This window comes from Sporosarcina sp. P17b (assembly GCF_002743115.1).
GTDB lineage: Bacteria > Bacillota > Bacilli > Bacillales_A > Planococcaceae > Sporosarcina > Sporosarcina ureae_C.
Genome location: NZ_PDYP01000014.1, coordinates 55530 through 73722, shown reverse-complemented (window position 1 = coordinate 73722; position 18193 = coordinate 55530). Strand labels below are relative to the sequence as shown.

At 39.5% G+C, this 18193-nt stretch carries 16 protein-coding genes; 8 read left to right on the top strand and 8 right to left on the bottom strand.

Annotation, left to right across the window (positions count from 1 at the left end; genetic code table 11):
• Positions 1-600 precede the first annotated feature (600 nt).
• A complete protein-coding gene (locus tag CSV76_RS13830) occupies positions 601-1515 on the bottom strand; it encodes a LysR family transcriptional regulator (RefSeq protein WP_085429082.1) in 915 nt (304 codons plus the stop codon).
• Positions 1516-1642: 127 nt separating this feature from the next.
• Between CSV76_RS13830 and CSV76_RS13825 the strand changes: the two genes are divergently transcribed.
• From CSV76_RS13825 to CSV76_RS13810, 4 genes are all read left to right on the top strand, one after another.
• Entirely contained in the window at positions 1643-2665 is a 1023-nt protein-coding gene (locus CSV76_RS13825) for a YeiH family protein (RefSeq protein WP_233204496.1), read from the top strand.
• Between the two features lie 117 nt (positions 2666-2782).
• Positions 2783-3229, top strand: a complete 447-nt coding sequence (locus tag CSV76_RS13820) for a MarR family winged helix-turn-helix transcriptional regulator (protein ID WP_099625947.1) — start codon at positions 2783-2785, stop codon at positions 3227-3229.
• Between the two features lie 3 nt (positions 3230-3232).
• Positions 3233-5881: an MMPL family transporter gene (locus CSV76_RS13815; RefSeq protein ID WP_099625946.1), complete on the top strand. Its 2649-nt coding sequence runs from the start codon at positions 3233-3235 to the stop codon at positions 5879-5881.
• Positions 5882-5989: 108 nt separating this feature from the next.
• The gene (locus CSV76_RS13810) at positions 5990-7186 is read left to right on the top strand and encodes an NAD(P)/FAD-dependent oxidoreductase (protein WP_099625952.1); all 1197 of its coding nucleotides are present in this window, start codon (positions 5990-5992) and stop codon (positions 7184-7186) included.
• 37 nt (positions 7187-7223) lie between these two features.
• Here the strand turns inward: CSV76_RS13810 and CSV76_RS13805 are convergent, their stop codons facing one another.
• Complete coding sequence (locus tag CSV76_RS13805; protein ID WP_099625945.1) at positions 7224-8120, bottom strand: diacylglycerol/lipid kinase family protein; 897 nt, start codon at positions 8118-8120, stop codon at positions 7224-7226.
• A gap of 185 nt (positions 8121-8305) precedes the next feature.
• Here CSV76_RS13805 and CSV76_RS13800 point away from each other — a divergent pair, with 185 nt between their 5' ends.
• A complete protein-coding gene (locus CSV76_RS13800; protein WP_099625944.1) occupies positions 8306-8869 on the top strand; it encodes a DUF488 domain-containing protein in 564 nt (187 codons plus the stop codon).
• A gap of 40 nt (positions 8870-8909) precedes the next feature.
• On the opposite strand, the gene CSV76_RS13795 is transcribed toward CSV76_RS13800, so the two are convergent.
• Complete coding sequence (locus tag CSV76_RS13795) at positions 8910-9275, bottom strand: DUF2188 domain-containing protein (protein WP_099625943.1); 366 nt, start codon at positions 9273-9275, stop codon at positions 8910-8912.
• Between the two features lie 103 nt (positions 9276-9378).
• Between CSV76_RS13795 and CSV76_RS17865 the strand changes: the two genes are divergently transcribed.
• Positions 9379-9501, top strand: coding sequence for a hypothetical protein (locus CSV76_RS17865; protein WP_255396870.1), 123 nt, complete (start codon positions 9379-9381; stop codon positions 9499-9501).
• A 167-nt stretch (positions 9502-9668) separates the two neighbouring features.
• Here CSV76_RS17865 and mgtE read toward each other — a convergent pair whose 3' ends face one another.
• Together mgtE and CSV76_RS13785 are read right to left on the bottom strand one after the other, a co-directional pair.
• Positions 9669-11027 (bottom strand): magnesium transporter, encoded by a 1359-nt coding sequence (gene mgtE / locus CSV76_RS13790; RefSeq protein WP_099625942.1) that lies wholly within the window; start codon positions 11025-11027, stop codon positions 9669-9671.
• A gap of 135 nt (positions 11028-11162) precedes the next feature.
• Positions 11163-11762, bottom strand: a complete 600-nt coding sequence (locus tag CSV76_RS13785; RefSeq protein ID WP_099625941.1) for a general stress protein — start codon at positions 11760-11762, stop codon at positions 11163-11165.
• A 273-nt stretch (positions 11763-12035) separates the two neighbouring features.
• Between CSV76_RS13785 and CSV76_RS13780 the strand changes: the two genes are divergently transcribed.
• Entirely contained in the window at positions 12036-12617 is a 582-nt protein-coding gene (locus CSV76_RS13780) for a 3D domain-containing protein (RefSeq protein ID WP_085428311.1), read from the top strand.
• A gap of 126 nt (positions 12618-12743) precedes the next feature.
• On the opposite strand, the gene CSV76_RS13775 is transcribed toward CSV76_RS13780, so the two are convergent.
• The 3 genes from CSV76_RS13775 to CSV76_RS13765 all read right to left on the bottom strand — a co-directional run bounded on the left by CSV76_RS13775 (position 12744) and on the right by CSV76_RS13765 (position 15280).
• On the bottom strand, positions 12744-14156 hold the full coding sequence (locus tag CSV76_RS13775; RefSeq protein ID WP_099625940.1) for a GGDEF domain-containing protein: 1413 nt from the start codon (positions 14154-14156) through the stop codon (positions 12744-12746).
• Between the two features lie 256 nt (positions 14157-14412).
• The gene (locus CSV76_RS13770) at positions 14413-14712 is read right to left on the bottom strand and encodes a hypothetical protein (RefSeq protein WP_099625939.1); all 300 of its coding nucleotides are present in this window, start codon (positions 14710-14712) and stop codon (positions 14413-14415) included.
• A gap of 91 nt (positions 14713-14803) precedes the next feature.
• Positions 14804-15280, bottom strand: coding sequence for a VanZ family protein (locus tag CSV76_RS13765; RefSeq protein ID WP_085428314.1), 477 nt, complete (start codon positions 15278-15280; stop codon positions 14804-14806).
• Between the two features lie 358 nt (positions 15281-15638).
• On the opposite strand from CSV76_RS13765, the gene CSV76_RS13760 reads away from it, so the two are divergent.
• Positions 15639-18161, top strand: a complete 2523-nt coding sequence (locus CSV76_RS13760) for an S-layer homology domain-containing protein (protein WP_099625938.1) — start codon at positions 15639-15641, stop codon at positions 18159-18161.
• The last annotated feature ends 32 nt before the right edge of the window (positions 18162-18193 follow it).

The following is an 18193-nucleotide window of genomic DNA, read 5'->3' as shown; positions in this document are numbered from 1 at the left end:
GTTTATAGGAGATAAAACCAGTAACTGGGTGGTACTAGTTCCTATTCTTGCAAAAGAAGAATCAGAACTGACTTACACACTATTTAATGAAGGCGGCTGCACGTGGTAGGCGTAGTAATGAGACAGCCAGGCGCACTTTCCTGTCTGGCTCATTGCGGAAGCCATCCACCACCGCCGAAGTGGCGCCAATGATCGCCCTACTTACATTGCCAGTCAAACTACTACCCCTGCACAAAGCAAGGAAGAGTAAGGGGTTGCAAAAATAACTACCCAACATCGTATCCTACTTACCTGTACGAACAAATTATCCGTGTACTAGAAAAACAAGTAACTGAACCGCCCTACACCCAGTCTAACGAAGGCGGCTGCACGTGGTAGGCGTAGCAATGAGACAGCCAGGCGCACTTTCCTGTCTGGCTCATTGCGGAAGCCATCCACCACCGCCGAAGTGGGGCCAATGCCCGCCACACTTGCATAGCCAGTCAAACCACAACCCCTGCACAAAACAAGGAAGAGTAAGGGTTTGCAAAACAACTACCTACCATCGTATCCTACTTACTTCTACCAACAAATTACCCGTATACTCGCACGTCACCAGCACTACCCCTCACTACGCACATTCAACACAGTTAATTCCTCACTATTCTTCAACAACTCAATAAAAACCTGCAACGCCTTCGTTTGGAAAGGGGAATTCGTCACAATGGAAAAATGACGTTTAAATGGCGTTCCCTTTATAGACAACGCCTTCATATCACCGTAGTGCAACTCTTTTTGGATCGCCCACTGTGACAGCAAACTCACGCCAAGACCTGCTTCCACGGACTCTTTAATCGGTTGCGTACTACTAAACTGCATAATACGTTTCGGATAAAATCCTGACTGATAGAAGAATAGTTCTGCCGCTTCGCGTGTACCTGATCCTTCTTCGCGCAACAACCAAATATCATCTTCTAACTCAGTAATGGATTGACGTCCTTTTTTCTGTGCAAGTGGGTGATCGACGGAAGTGACGACGTACATTTCATCTTCTGCAAAATCTTCATTCTGCAAAGGTGCAGCTTCCTTGAAGTGTCCTTCGATCAAGCCTACATCTAGCTGATGAGTGATGACTAGTTCCGCAATGTCTGCTGTATTGCCAATCGTCACTTGCGGTTCGATCAATGGATAATCCGCGACAAGCTTGGACAGGATGTGTGGAAGAACATACTCTCCAAACGTGTAGCTGGCACCGATCGTAAGTGGACCACTTGCTTTGTTAGCTAAGTCATCAACTAAATTCTGCATTCTAGAATACAGTCCGATGATTTCTTTTGCGTGATGATAGACAATTTCTCCGGCTTGATTGAGCCGCACGTATTTATTGGTCCGCTCAAGTAGTCGAACGCCAATGGATTCTTCTAGTGAACGGATGTACTGACTGACAGCGGGTTGTGTCATATGCAGTTCTTCCGCTGCTCTTGAAAAGTTCTTTTTCTCGGCTACTTCGATAAATACTTGCAGTTGCTGGTCGATGACAAAGCAACTCCTTTCCATGTATATCGTTTTACTTATCATACCTATTATAAATTGTTATTTCTCTTATAGCGAATGCTTTTATATACTTGTGACAGGAGGTGATGTCATCGTGGTTACTTCAAAAATGATTCCGGAACAGCATGAACCGAAACATCCATCCAAATGGGTATCATGGATGGGTGGAATAGCATTTACATTCTTCATTGCATTTTTAGGTTATTTATTAGCAAAGGTACCAGGTTTCGATCATATCGGACAACTGGCATGCGCAATTATTATCGCGGTGGCATACCGTCAATTCTTCGGCTATCCTGAAATAATCCGAAGTGGAATCGCCTTTTCATCGAAGCGTTTACTACGTGCTGCTATCATTTTATATGGGTTGAAATTAAATATAGATACAGTCTTAAGTGACGGTCTTGGCTTACTCGCTCGAGATGTAGGGGTCATCATTTTTGCCATCTTCATGACGATCTGGCTTGCTAAAGTATTTAAAGCAGATAAAAATATCTCCTTGCTCTTAGGGGTCGGAACAGGGGTCTGTGGCGCGGCTGCCATTGCTGCAGTTGCACCAATCATTAAGGCAAAAGATGAAGATACCGCAATTGGTGTAGGAATTATCGCGTTAATGGGTACCGTATTTGCGATTGGCTACACCATTTTACGTCCGATCCTTCCGCTTGATTCAATCGAGTACGGAATGTGGGCAGGAATCAGTTTACATGAAGTGGCGCACGTTGCATTAGCTGGTGCACCCGCAGGAGAAGACGGGTTAGCTATAGCTTTACTAGCCAAACTCGGTCGTGTATTCCTATTAGTACCACTCTGCTTTATCTTGATCTTCATAATGAAACGCAAAAACAAAGATACTGACGAATCGGGTGCTAAAATTGAGTTTCCTTGGTTCTTAGTAGGATTTATTATCTTAAGTATCCTTGGAAGCTATGTATTCGGACATTCTATTCCTGTTTCTGATAACGTAATGGAAGGCGTCTTCACACTGACCACATGGTTACTGACAGCGGCTATGGTAGGACTTGGACTAAACGTCAGTCTACGAGACTTAAAAGATCGTGCGATGCGTCCGCTAGCTGCTATGACAGTAACATCCATCCTACTATCCGTCATCGCGTACTGTATTATTTAATAGATTATTCCAATGAAGGCCAGCAGGAGAGAACATCTCTTTTAAGCTGGCTTTTTTGTTGACTTTATTTAGTCCACCCCCTAAACTATTAATTATTGGTTTAGGGGGTGGACTACTTTGAAAGATCAACTTCAAGAAGCAGTAGAATTATTTGAAGAAGTTATAATTTATGGCACGGAACACGTTGTGAAAAATTTGGATGTACCGATTTGGAAAGACTACTCTCCAGAACAAATCCAAGTACTAAAAATTCTTTCTGCCTATGGCTATCTATCTAGTGGACAATTGGCAGAAATTCAAGGAGTACATAAGAGTGCAATTTCGACACGTCTTAAGAAACTTGTCGAGAAAGATCTTGTCCAGTCAGAAAAAGATCCAAACGATCAGCGGATCAATCGAATCTCACTGACCGCAAAAGGTCTTGAAGTATTGTCTGTTTCAAATGCAGCAATATATGATAGTATCGAAAAATTGTTCGAAGATCGTATAGACGAACAAGAACTAGAACAATTCATTGAAACATTCCGTAAATTAAAATCGATTTTAGTAACGAGGGGGAGATAACGGGTGAAAACTGTGTTGAAATTCAAATGGCCTATAGCGATAGGATTAGTTGTGCTGACTGCCGTATTGTTCATACTTGCACCTGATTTAGCGAAGCAAGCAGAGAAGGCAGGATCATTCCAATTGCTCGATTCGGCAGACTCGCAAAAGGCTGCGCAAATGTTAGAAGATGCAGGGCAAGCAGATGAAACGATTTCGTTAGTATATGATTTAGAAAAAGCAGCAGATCAAACAAAGAAAAAAGAAATTTCAGCTGCAGCTAAAGAAATTAAGAAAGTTAGTGAAATCGTAACAGATGTCTTAGATCCATTTGAAAGTGAAGAAATGGAAGGGCAACTTGTTTCAAAGGATAAGAAAACCGTCTTGCTTCCGATTACTGTAGACGGTACGCAAGAAGAAGTTATTCAGTTAGCAGAGAAAATCGAGAAAGATATCGTATCAAAAGATGACAAAGTCTATATGACAGGTGAAGCCATCATTAATAATGATGTGAATGAGAGCGCGCAAGAAGGATTGAAAAAGACGGAAGTGATTACCGTTGTATTGATATTTGCTCTCTTGCTCATTGTATTCCGCTCGATTATCACTCCATTCGTACCGTTAGTGGCGGTGGGAATTGCCTATTTATTAAGTCAATCATTCGTGGCATTTTTCATCGACTGGTTTGGATTCCCAGTCTCGAACTATACACAAATATTCTTAGTAGCAATTTTATTCGGTCTCGGAACAGATTATTGTATTTTGTTGCTAAGTCGTTATAAAGAAGAATTACTTGCAGGCCATGAAGTAGAAGAAGCGATTATTAACACCTATAAAACAGCAGGTCGTACATTATTTATAAGTGGACTTGCCGTGTTTATCGGTTTCGCGGCAATCGGTTTTGCGGATTTCCCGATATTTAAGTCAGCAGTTGCGGTAGCTGTGGGAATTGCCGTATTAATGCTCGTTCTATTCACTGTTGTCCCATTATTGATGTCTATATTGAAAGACAAGCTATTCTGGCCAGCTAAAGGGGCCGCTTCTCATAAAGACAGTAAATTATGGATTGCATTCAGTAAAGTATCCGTCATGCGTCCACTACTTTCCATGTTGATTGTAGCTATCATCACGGTTCCGCTACTGTTGACGTATGACAATGATCTCTCATTCAATACAGTAGATGAAATTGATGGTAGCAAAGAATCTGTCATTGGGTTGAACCTCATTTCTGATGCATTCGGTGAAGGGGATTCATTGCCTGTACAAGTATTACTGAAGAAAGATTCTCCAATCGTTAAAGAAGGAGACGTTACGTATTTGGAAGCTATTTCTCGTGATTTAGAGAAAGTAGATGGCGTGAAAAGTGTCCGTACTGTTACACGTCCGACTGGTGAACTATTAGAAGACTTATATGTAGATCACCAAATTGGCTTGATGGCGGACGGCATGCAGGAGGCGAATGATGGTATACAGGAAATTCGTCTAGGATTGGCAACTGTACAATATAATTTGCGAGATGCAGCTAACCAACTACCTTCCGGTGGAGCGGGTGGCGGTAGTGGATTAATCCAAGCGGCAAATGGTATTGAGCAAATCAACGGTCAGCTCGCTCAGATTTCGGGTGGCTTACAACAAGGTTTACCAGCAGCCCAAGCAGCTGGTGGATTGGATGCATTAGGAAATGAATTGGATAAGATCAGCAGCGGTATCGCAGGAGCAGGATCACAAATTAACCAAAGCGGTTCACAAATCGGCCAATTAAAAGGTGGTTTGAAACAGCTAGGTAGTGGCGTGAAAGCTTCGAAGGACGGGTTGGCTGAAGTGACAACAGGCCTTCAGGAGATTGCCGATATGCTCGCTGATATGGCGGATACGAAAAGTGTGCGCGATACGGGGTTATTCATTCCTAAAGGAACGCTTGATAATGAAGAGTTCACTCCAGTGATCGATCGTTACACATTCGACGATAAAAAAGGAATCTTGATGGAAGTCATACTAGAGGAAAATCCTTATTCACGTGAAGCGATTTCTACGGTTCATGATATTAAAGATTCTGTGAAGCGTTCCGTTATCGGCACACCATTTGAAGATGCGGATTTAGCGTTTAGTGGTATTTCAAGTATTAACTCGGATTTAAATGATATTTCGTCAGCTGACTTTACGCGTACCGTAGCGATCATGTTAATTGGATTGTTCGTTGTGTTATTCGTTTTATTCCGTTCGGCAATCATGCCGCTTTATATGATCGGTTCGTTACTGCTGACATATTATACGGCGATTTCGATTACAGAACTGATTTTTGTTAACGGTCTAGGTTATGACGGTATCAGTTGGGCTGTTCCATTCTTCGGATTCATCATGCTCATTGCGCTCGGTGTAGACTACTCGATCTTCTTACTCGATCGTTTCCGTGAAGAGAGTATCGGAGGTATGAAGATCAAGGAAGCATTGATGTATTCAATGGCGAAAATGGGTACGGTTATTATTACAGCAGCCGTAATCTTAGCAGGAACATTCGGTGCCATGATGCCTTCAGGTGTTTTGAGTCTCGTACAAATTGCAACTATCGTTATTTCGGGATTATTGCTATATGGCTTAATTATATTGCCATTGCTCATTCCAGCAATTACGGTTTCATTCGGACGAGGTGTCTGGTGGCCGTTTAGAGGATAAAGTATGGACACTCAGTTGTAATGGCTGAGTGTCTTTTTTGTCTATGTTTATATGACCTGTCTAAGTGGGTAAATAGAGTAAAAACGATTAGACAGGGGATAGCTCATGATGAAGTTACATACAGGATCATTATATTGGGAATCAACATTTGAAAAAGAAGGTTTTCCGAAAATAGAGCGTAAAGAGTTGTATGACGTGGCGATAGTAGGCGGTGGGATGTCAGGTGCACTCACTTCGTATGTTTTGTCGAATGAAGGCTACTCTATTGTGTTGATTGAACAAGAAGAAGTGGGTGGAGGAAGTACGTCTGCCAATACCGGATTATTGCAATTCTCCAATGATATTATGTTACACGAACTGATTGAGCAAATTGGTGAAGAGAAAGCGGTAGAGTTTTATAAAGGCTGCAAAGAAGCGATGAAGAATTTGAAAGACGTGGCGGAACATGCACCGTTTGATGTGAATTTCCATACGCGTGATAGCTTATATTATGCGAGTACGGAAGAAGATGTAGCAAGATTGCGTAAGGAGTTCGAAGCGCTACAAAAATATGATTTCCCTGTCGAGTATTGGGAGCCAGAAGATATTGAAGCGCACTTCCCATTCTCCCAACCAGCCGCTATTGTGACAGAAGGGGATGCGGAAGTAAACCCTCTACGTTTATGCATGGGTGCAATCCACTATGCGTATGAAAAGGGTATGGATATATTTGAACATACTGAAGTGCTGGGAATTCAGGATACCGAAGAACGCGTACTAATAAAAACGACAGATGGAGAATTTCAGGCGAAGTCAGTTATTGTCACGACGGGTTATGCACCGACTCCCGATATGTCGATCCCTCAGAAAGACTTAAAAGTGACGTATGCAATTGCTACTCAGCCGATCGATGATTTGTCATTCTGGCATGACCGTATGATGATTTGGGAAACGAAACGACCTTATTTGTATATGCGATTAACAGATGAAAATCGAATTGTGGCGGGTGGTTTGGATCAGAATATGGACACACTACCTGACTCACAAGAAGCGATAGATAAGAAGTTTTCACAATTAAAACAGGAATTACAAGACTTGTTCCCGAATCAGAAACTGGACTTTGAATACGAATGGACTGCGCTGTTTGGTGAATCGACAGATGAATTGCCAGTAATCGGCCGCCATCCATTTGAACCACATATCTATTATTTGATTGGGCTTGGTGGTAACGGAACCGTGTATAGCATGCTCGGTGCTTATTTACTGCGTGATGAATTGGCCGGTATATCAAATTCGAATGAACCGATATTGGAAATAGAACGCTAAAAAGGTAGCTGGAGACTATTCTCCGGCTACCTTTTTACTAACTATTAACTTGTATCATTTGTAAATGGCCGGGTAAGACAGTAATTCTCTGTGTAGTTTCTTCATAAATTTCCCCATCCATGTCTACTTTACTCCCAATAGGATCTACTATTTCTAATGACTCTACTTGTATATATTCAAGTTCAGCTAGTTGCTCATTTTCGACGAGAGGATCTTGTAATGCAAATAGTTCTTTAAAGGCAGCGAAGTTAGTGTCTTTTACGATCAGTAAGTCTAATTTGCCGTCAAATGGAGTCAATGGTGCGATAGGTAGCTCAGTTGTACCAATAAAGCGTCCATTAAGTACAAATAATAAAATGGCATCGCCTTCCAATTCTGTATTAGTAGATCGAATTTTATAATGAAAAGGTTCTGTTTGGTTGAGAGTGCGCAATGTACTGAGCACATAACTAATCGATCCAAAACGTTTCTTTTCTTCGGACTTAATGTTTTCTGACGTCTTTGTTACTAAGCCGATGCCCCAAAAGTTCATGAAATAGCTCTCACCCACTTTGCCGACGTCTGTTTCGATGACTGATCCGTTAAGCAATTCTGTTACTGCTTCATTCAGTGACTGGGGGATACCTAAAGATCGACTAAAATCATTTGACGTGCCACCAGGCAATATGGCTATGATCGGTCGGACAGAAAGTGGCGCAATGCTGTTAATGCATGTATGAACAGTGCCATCACCACCGAGTATAATGAACAAGTCGACTTGATCACTATATTTCACGCAGGTTAGTTGGAGTTCTGCTTCAGAAGCTGAGTTCAGTACAATGAGTTCGTCGACTGCTTGCGCAAATATGTGAAGCGTTTCAGAAAGTTTCTGTGCCATGTTATCTTCTCCGGCGGTACAGTTATATATAAACAATGCTCGTTTGAAATGAAGCATAGTCTTCACTTCCTTTTTACTTTATCATTCCCGAATTTCAGATGTAGAAACTAGGAGACGATGAACCCGTGTTTTTCATCATGCGTCAAAGTTTCCCGCTTGAATAGTAGTAGGTAACAAAAATGGAAAGGAGGTTATTCTATTCGAATCCGAGGGAATAGTAGAAATATAAGGAGTGAGTAGTTATGGAAATTTATACAGTTGGGCATTCCACACATACGGAAGAAGAGTTTTTAAAATTATTGGACGATGCCGGTATTCAGAAACTAGTAGATGTTCGGGCATTTCCCGGCAGTCGCAAATTCCCACATTTCCATGAGGATCGAATGAAAGAATGGTTACCCGCGCATGCTATTGCCTATCGACATTGCGGAAAATTAGGAGGCCGTAGGAAGAAATCCAAAACTATTGATAATGAAGTCAATGAAGGATGGAATAATCAATCCTTCCACAATTATGCGGATTACACGTTGACTCCCGAATTCGAAGAAGGAATCAACGAATTGATGAAAGAAGCTTCAGAAAAGCGAATCGCAATATGTTGTTCAGAGCGTCATCCGGCAAGATGCCATCGCTTATTAATTAGTAATTGGCTCGCTACACATGGTTGGGATGTAAAACATATTATTGATGGACCTAAGGGGAAGACGTTAATTGAAGATCACGAGGTAGGGAAGTGGGGGGCTGAACCGGTTGTGTTAGACGATGGGGAAGTGACGTATCCCCCAGAACCTGGCGAAGAAACATGAACGAAGTGCCCCTAAATAGAAGGGCACTTCGTTTTTACAGTTATTCATATAATGTGTGGTCATGTGAACCGTCCGCATGGAAGACATTTAAAATACCATTGTGTTCATTAACATATTTTTTAGCTTTTTCAAGTAGTAATGATTTAGTATCTTCTTTGAACATCACATGGTCACTTCCAGCCTTACGAAAAATCCACTCATTCTCTCGTGATTTCACTTCATAGTGAGGACGACCTTCGCTTTTGCCTTCTACATACTCATGTGCTTTAGCCGTTGCAATGGAAATCGCGCGCGCTTCGGAATAGTTTTCATCCAACAAAGCATTGGCAATTTCAATGGCTTTCTCTCGTACTTCAGAATTTAGGTTCTTTAGTGAAGTAGGATAATTACTTTTACTCCATGGCATCTGTAAACACCTCCTGTTTCACAAATTCCCTTTCCTCATTAAAAATAAACAGCGAAATAAAAACAAAGCTCCGCGGTCAACCCATGGCCGCGGAGCTTTGATTATGTACACGCTCTTCGACGAAGCGGTACAAACTATTCGACTTTACTTCTTCGCTATCACAAATCCAGCTGCACCAAACTTCAACCCAAATCCATTTGTGCAGTTGCTGTTACTAGTAGTATAACCTATCAAAAACGTAATAAACGTAAATCATCAAACTGTGAAAAATGTCATCTTTCTGTAGTCTTTGGCATGAAACTGAGATATATTACAAATACCTTACACGAACCTTTCATTACATTATATTATGCCATTTCACTTCTCTATATGCATAATAATCAGAATATTCAACTACATTAATTTTGAAATGAACATAGTCGCAATACCAAAATAAATCAACAAGGACAATATATCATTAATAGTTGTAATCAAAGGACCTGAAGCGACTGCAGGATCTACTTTGAGTTTATTAAGAATCAACGGAATCACAGTACCTGCAATCGTTCCGATAATAAGTGTGACGACTAAAGAAGAACCGACTACTAATCCAAGTGTAAAACTGCCTTGCCATATATAAGCAATCACTGAAATTAAGGCACCACATACTACACCTAATATGATTCCAACAATTAGCTCCCGGAATATTAAATGAAGGGATCTCTTCATGGTCATATCTTCAGACACAAGCCCACGCACTACGACTGCTAGTGACTGTGTACCTGTATTGCCTGTCATACCTGCAATCATCGGCATAAAGAACGCGAGAGCTACAACGGCGTTAAGTGTATCTTCGAATTTAGAAATGATACTTCCCGATACCAATCCGATAAATAGCAACAGGATGAGCCAGGGGAGTCTACGGTATGCAGCTATAAGTGGTTTTGTGTTGAAGTCAATGGATTTACCAGAAGCAAATAACATTTCTATGTCTTTGTTTGCTTCTCTAACAACTAAATCGAGTACTTCATCCGTACGAATAATTCCAACTAAAACGTCCTGTTCATTCACAACAGGTAGTGATACGAAGTCATATCGACCGATCATTTTGGCTACGTCACTCTGATCAGTTGTATCCAAAACTTTTGCTACACCTGTTTCCATAATTTCCGTAACACAAACATCTGCCTCCGCAAGTAATAAATCACGGTATGAAAGCACACCAATTAATTGTTTTTCGTCATTAATGATATAAACGTAGTTCAAGTAGTGAGCAAACGCTTCATAATGCTTGAGCTTTTCAATCGTCTTCTCAACGGAGTAGGACTGATGAATCCATACATAGCGTGTTATCATAATTCGTCCAGCAGAATCTTTTGGGTACTTTCGGCGCTTATGGATATTCTTTTTTTCTTCTTGACGCATTTTAGCTATCAGTTTTTCCACTTGTTTATCTGGAAGATCAGATAATAGATAGGATAAATCATCACTTTTCATTTCGTCTAAAAGTTCTGTAGAACGAATTGGACCTACTAATTCAAGTACTCTCAGTTGTTCACTTTTCGATAAAAAAGCCAGCATATGAATCAGTTTATCTTTATCCAATACTTCTAAATACACAGTATGTCGTTTTCGGGGCAATCGTTTATACTGATCAGCCACTTCTTCAGGCTTAAGTTCCTCAATTGCTTTCTTTAAAGACTCAAGATTGCCGTCTTTGATCAGTTGTATAATCGCTCGCGAAACGTCGTCTTGATCACGGGTCACTGGCATGTAACGCACCTCACTTATTTATAATTAGCTATAGTTGTTCATTCCCTTATAGGGGAGGGTAGAAACCAACTTACTTGATATGTACCTATCTTTACAATGAAAAAAGCCTCCTAAGAGACTTTTTCAGAAGAGTTATTATAAGTGATCTTTATTAGTAGGTTTTGGATCTGTTAATGGATCATAACTGTGATCCTTAGCGAATGGATTGGGATCGATCAATGGACTAGATTCTGTATTTACATGTGTTTGCGTATGTTCAACAGTTGGATCGGTTGAATGTGTATGTGTGACTGGATCGTATAGATCTGAATCAATTAATACTAATATCTTGCCATGTTCGAAATGTTCATTGTAACGGTGAGCTTCTTCTTCGGGGATTCCCATTCCGATTAAAGCACCCGCTAGACCCCCTATACCTGCTCCTGCTACAGCACCTGTAATACCTGCTACGATAGGTCCGGCTGCAATGATAGGACCAACGCCTGGAATAGCTAAAGCCCCAATCCCCGTCAAAATCCCTCCGACTCCACCAATCAAACCGCCAGTAGCGGCACCGGTTGCTGCTCCTTCAGTAGCGTGAGTCTCTGTTTGTTCAACTACATACTCTGACTGGTCAGGGTCTTTACTAATGATAGAGATTTCATCTGCAGTAAATCCAAGATGCTTAAGATTTTCAATAGCTGCAATCGCTTCTCTATCCGTATCGTACGTTCCAACTACGTGTCGTTTCTTCATACATTAGCTCCTCCTTAGATTAGGTAGAATATGATCTCCGCGTTATTGATAAACTTACCCATTCTGATTCCTATAAAACATGTAGAATAGTTTGTGTGTCAAAATGTAATAAAGTTCATGTGTGTATATACCTAAATTATCTTTTAATTCATACGAGAAACATGTTATTTGTAACATTAGACTTACCGTTGTCATTGTATTGTTTTAGTGTTGTAATCTAACTGTAATATAAACTTGGTAAGCTGAGGCTATCAAATCGTTAGGGGTGGCATATTGAAGAAGTTATTATTTGCATTGACAGTAGCCATGTTAATCACAGTATTCACAAGCGGAATGAACGAAACATCTGCTGCGGCATCAGTTCATACAGTAAAAAAAGGTGACACACTATATAAAATTTCTCAACAACATAAAGTGTCGGTCTCTAATATCAAGCAATGGAATAACTTGAAATCAACAGTTATCTATCCAAAACAAAAATTACGTTTGGTGAAGTCTTCTAAAGTGGCTGCTAGCACACCAAAGAAACAAAACACACCATCCCGTTCAAATGGAGCGAGTGTATCTAAAGAACTTATGGTAAGCGCAACTGCTTATACAGCTCATTGTAATGGATGTTCAGGTATTACACGTACAGGATTGAATTTACGAAAGAACCCTAATTTAAAAGTAATCGCAGTAGATCCACGAGTTATTAAATTAGGAACAAAAGTTCACGTTGAAGGTTACGGATATGCAATCGCTGGAGATACTGGCGGAGCTATCAAAGGTAAGAAAATCGACGTATTTATTCCAAATAAATCACGCGCTTACCAATGGGGACGTAAAAATGTAAAAGTAAAAGTATTGAACTAATAAATCGAAAGCTCACATTAGCAGTTATGCCAATGTGAGCTTTTTTGTTTGAAAAATTATATTAAGGAGTACGCCTATTATTTAAAACAATAAATATCAACCCTTTTGAAGGGCTCTTTGCTAATGTTATACATACGTCATGACTTGATTTTTCCCGTTCTTCTTCGCTTGATAAAGAGCGAGATCGGCTAAATGGAATAAATCCTTAAAACTTTGTATATTATGCATCGTATTATCACCTAGACCAATGCTTATAGTTAACGGAATAGGTAAAATATCCGAGTTAGCTGATAGTGTCATGACTTTTTCGGCCAGTAAATTAGCTTTTCTCTTTGCATCTTCTAAAGAAATATCCTGCATGACCAAAACGAACTCATCTCCGCCAAACCGTCCTAATAAATCCTCTTTTCTTACTTCATTAGAGCAAGTATGCGCGACAAATTTAATCGCTTCGTCTCCCATGAGATGGCCAAACGTATCATTAATAGATTTAAGATTGTCTATATCGAAAGCTATACAGACAACAGAACTTCTATTTTTCAATGCCTTTTTCAGCTTCAAATCAGTAGTTTCTTCCAGATACCTTCTGTTAAAAAGGCCTGTTAAGTAATCTATATTCTCTTTTGTTTTGCATGAAGCACTTTGTAAGCGGATTTGTAGTTCGAGTGCCGCTTTAACCCAGGTTATATGTTCCATTTCATGTAGTAATTCAATATATTCTTTCTGGATAATAGCTAGTTCATCAAAGTCACAAATTTTTTCAGCTAATTCAATTCTCTTTTGCTGTATGTCTTTTAATGAGGCATAATCATTCAATAAACTATCATGTTCTTTTGCGATTGTATAATAATGAAAAGCGATTTCGGGCTCGTCTAATAATTCATGGACCCTAGCTTTCAAAAATTTATAAAAACCTTTCTCGCGAGGACAGTTGGATAGATCGGATAAATCACTCACGTACTTAATACTATTTAGGGCTAAGTGAGCGTCCTGTAAATTTAAAGCTGATTCCATTAGAAATAAATGTGCTTGGATTAGATATAGTTCTCTTTCCACTTCTTTTGACTGAGCATAGCGTAATCCAAGACTTGCATATTCTAACGCTTGTTCATATTCACCTTTTTTGTTGTGTAAGTGGCTTAATCTACCATACGCCATGCTAATGTGCGAGTGATCTTTTAAATCAAGTGCGCTCGAGAGCATATCTTTTAACACTCGCTCGCCTCTATCGTAATCCGAAGCAAACTGACTAACAAGATATTGTAGATAATATGAACGCATCCAATCAGATTTGTTTCCATTCAATAGACAGTAGGCATGATGTTTTTCAATATGGTAAAGAACTTTTTCGAAATTTCCAATGTAGTAATACGTGGAAGCCAAAATGTAATGTGCGGTTAAAATCACTTCGTCTATAGAATGTAATTCAGCTTTGTTTAATAACTGAGTTGCAAGTTCGATTGCTTCATAATACTTACCCGTGTTCAACGCATGATCAATGCCCGTAGAAATGGCAGTTATCTCATGTTCCCTGTTCATAGTTGCCCTCCTCCATAATAGGAAGTAATAGTATCGATTATAGTTCAAAGGATTTAATGGGTGATATAAATTATTAATACTATTATATCATCTAGATGCTTTTAAAGTGTATTGAAATATTAAGTATTCGATGAATATTCTATCAATAGCGTCTTTTTTATATATAGTCGATAGTTGTTTATACCCGACGTCTTAAAAGTATAAACGTCCTAATTCAAAATATGAAATAGGACGTTGGTTTATACAATATAATTTCTTAGTTGGACTGAATCTGCTTGAATAATGAAATAAAGTATTCTGGTTCTTCTTCAATCTCAAATGTAAACACGCCTTCATTCGTATGAAGATAAAATAATCCCGTATGTCCGGAAAATGGTCTGTAGGATAGGTCGAATACGTGCTTCAAAAGAAATGTTCTAGTAGAAGTGGTGATACGATCTTGGAAAAGACAGATGGAATGATACGTTTTTTGTGTAGTTTGTTCAACGCGATCTACGACCCGTTGAACTGAAATATAGCTAAGCGATAGAATTAGCTGATCGCTCGAGTTATGCATTAGATAACCTCCTATTTCGCGATATCATAGCACAGATTAGTATGCTCATAAAAAGATAAGAAATACAATAAATCAAAACGATTCTATAGAACTACCTTTTGCGTAGGTGATTGATGAGACGAGCACAAGTCAACACTAGAAGGAAGACTATAGCACCAGTCATGTCTAAATATACATCTTGCATCGTTGCTGTACGGCCACCTGTAAAGTACTGATGAAGTTCATCAGCGCAAGCTAAAAGGAAAGTGAACAGGGCGGCTAGTACTAAGCGGCCTTTTCTATTGGGTAAAACCCAATATATTACCAGAGCTAAAAAACCAAAAGTGAAGAAATGTACAGACTTTCTAATTAAAAATTCAACAAAGTGATAATATCCACGTTCTTTAATAGAAATAGTTCGATCCCAATAAGTGAATTCCAACGTTGATAAAGTATGTTTACCAGGTTCATTTGGTAACAATTCTTGTAATGTAGAAACAAGCGATTGTTGTTCGTATGTCTGACTGGATGAGATCGCCAGTCCGATTAGTATTCCAATTAATATAAGAAGTGCGAGTAATTTTTTCATATTGGAATTGTATCACGAAAAGCGATTTATGATGTAGGTGAGCTATATTTCAATTTATATAAACTCAGTTACATAGTTGTAATCTACATGTAACATGAAAGTTGTATACTTCCTATGGTTGGTAATTCCACAATCTGTTCGATGCATCCTGTAATTCCCATTACCAACACAGGAAAGGTATGCTAATATTTAAGTAGGGTAGCTAGTAATCACACTTTCCAAGATACTGTTATTTATTCTGGTAGTCTTAATGATTACTTTAGTATAAAGAGGGTATAAGATAAGGAGAGTGGTATTTTGCTGCTCTGCAACCAACCAGCATTAGCGTTTCTACAAATTATGAGGAGGAAATTATTTAATGAAATCACAATCAAAAAAGAAGTACAGCAAGTATCTAACAGGCGTAGCGTCAGCAGCATTAGTAGCATCAGCGGTGGCACCAGTTGTCAGTGCGGCAGACTTTAATGACGTAGTCGACACGAACTCACACAAGGAAGCAATTGATGCACTAGCAGCAGAAGGTGTTATCAATGGTTACCCGGACGGTTCATTCAAGCCTAATAAAACTTTAACGCGTTCTGACGTAGTAAAGTTAATGGGAAAATGGCTTGTATCTAAAGGTTACTCAATTCCAACAGACTATAAAACGAATCCACGTTTCACGGATTTAACTTCCAAGTCCAATGATGATCTATTGCAATCTGCTGCAATCGTTAAAGATAACGATGTATTCAGAGGGTATGAAGATGGATCATTAGGAGCTGCAGGATCAATCACGCGTGAAAACATGGCGGTTGTATTGGTTCGTGCGTATGATTCAGTGAACAAGACAAACCTACTAACATATGTTCAAGAACAAGAATTTGATAGAGATGTAGTGGATTTGAACAAAGCAAAGGCTGAGGCACGTACGGCAATTGATGTACTCGACTTCTTCGACATCACAAATCCAGCTGCGCCAAACTTCAGACCAAAAGAAACAACTACACGTGGACAGTTCGCTTCATTCCTATATAAAACTATTCAAGTTGAAGTACCTGGAACTGAAGAACCAGAAGCACCAGAAGTATCTGAAATCACTTCTGTAACAGCAACTGGCGAAAAAGAACTTGAATTAGTAGGTAAGAACTTACACACGTTGAAAGCAGAACAATTAAAGATTGAAGGAAATGAACTGGCTTCATTCAAAGCGAATGCAGACGGTACTAAAGCGACAATCGAATTAAAAAACGAACTAACGTCGGGTAAAGAAATGATTCTTAACTTGACGACTAAATCAGAAGTTGAAGGAGAAGACGATGTAGTCACTCCGTTCAAGTTCACGTATGAGTTGAAAGTAGAGAAAGTTACAGCTACTACTACTCAAGTGAATGCTAATACAGCTGACCAAAAATTAGCGTTCAACGTTGATGGCAAGCCGGTTGATATGAAGAAATTGACGGATGCTGGTTATAAGGTTGCGTTCCAATCTACTAATACTGATGTGTTCTCTGAGCAGGCAACTGGTACGTTGAAGAAATTGGCTACTACCGATAAATTCTCGTATAAAGTTATCGTGACAGATAAAGATGGAAAAACTATTGAATCAGAATTAGTAGACGTTAAGGTAGTAGACTTTGCTAACACACCTTCTGAGATTAGTAAGATTTCAGTTGAGCAAGATGGAGTAACTGTAGAGAGTGGAAAGATTTCACTTGAAAATGGTGTAACAACATTGAAAGTTGAAGAAGCTATTGCGTTAAGCGGAGCGACACTTACAAATCCGACTGCGACATTTACTTCTTCTAATCCAAGCGTAGCAACGGTTACTTCAGATGGTAAAGTAACACCAATCAGTACTGGAGAAGTTACGATTGTAGCTAAAGTAGGCGATGTTACGAAGAATGTAAAACTTACAGTAGGTGTTGGTAAACGAGTTGCAAGCAGTGCTACATTATCATCAACTGAGTCTAAATTAATCAAAGGTGCAACGCAGGGCACTAATGTAGTAGTTAAAGACCAATATGGTGACTTGTATGCTGGGGATGTAACAGTTGAGTCAAAAGACGCTGAAATTGCTACTGTTCCAGCAGCTACTTTAACAGTGGCAGATGGTAAAGCTACTGTGAATGTTAAAGGGATAAAAGCAGGAACTACAACTGTTCAAGTTAAATCTGGAGATACAGTTCTAGGTAATATTGCAGTTGCTGTATCGGATGATGAAACAGTAGCTACTAAAAAGCTAGAAACAGTATCTGCTTCAGACGATTTGACAATTGATGCAATTAAAGGTTCAAAAGACGGCACGGTAAAATTAGCTTGGAAACAGTACAATAGCCAAGGATTTTATGTGAACGACGATAAAATTGGTGCTGGATACGAAGTCACTTCGTCTAATCCAAGTGCTGCAACAGTTACAAAAGATGCAGCAACAGGAGTACTTACTGTTGTAGCTAAAGAAGCAGGAACTACGAATATCTTGATTAAACAAGGAGATATTACAAGAGCGACTGCTACAATTACTGTAGTGAACTCAACGCCTTCAATTTCTTCAGTAGAGTTTAAAGAAACTAAACCTGTCATTACTGCAGGAGAGTTTGATATTTCAGTAGTGACTGGTGATGGAATTAAATTGACATCTTCCGAGGCAACAGCACTTATTGCCCCTGATAACTCCATTTACATGTCTAATGAAGGACAAGCAATAACATTAGGTACGATTGCAACAAGTTATTCCGGAAACCTTTCTGAAGTCACGAACTTAAAAGTAGTTGGCGGAAAGATTACCGGTAAAGCTAATGCAGGTGCACAAGGTACAATCGTAGTAAGCGTGAAGAAAGCTGGACAATCAAGCGCGATTGCAACTAAGCAAATCGAAGTTAATGTTCCAGCCGCTAAATAATCAAACTTAAATAGCTATAAACTAGCAATCAT